Origin of the sequence: Bradyrhizobium sp. CCBAU 45394 (assembly GCF_028128655.1) — a bacterium.
Lineage (GTDB): Bacteria > Pseudomonadota > Alphaproteobacteria > Rhizobiales > Xanthobacteraceae > Bradyrhizobium > Bradyrhizobium diazoefficiens.
In genome coordinates, this window is record NZ_LBIX01000025.1 from 1 (window position 1) to 281 (window position 281).

At 60.9% G+C, this 281-nt stretch carries 1 pseudogene; it reads right to left on the bottom strand.

What is annotated here, in order from left to right:
• A pseudogene (locus WN73_RS11495) lies at window positions 1–230 on the bottom strand (IS5/IS1182 family transposase); the annotation flags it as partial.
• Window positions 231–281: the final 51 nt, after the last annotated feature.

Sequence of the window (281 nt, forward strand, 5' to 3'; positions counted from 1 at the left end):
TCATCGGACAGGCCGTAGATGTGCTTGAGCAGCAGCAATCCGATCATGAATCGGGTCGCGATACCCGGCCTGCCGTTGTCGCTGTAGAGCGGCGCGATCTCGCCGTCGATCCAGTCCCAATCGACCCTGCCGGCGAGCAGAACCAGCTCGTGTCGCATGTTGATGATCTGGTCCAGCCGGGACCGGAACAGATCGTTCGAGCCTGTCGTCCTGTGCTTCTTTGGTCGCATCGGTGCCTCCGATGCAGCACAGAATCACGGTTCGCAGCGGCAGGGAAATCC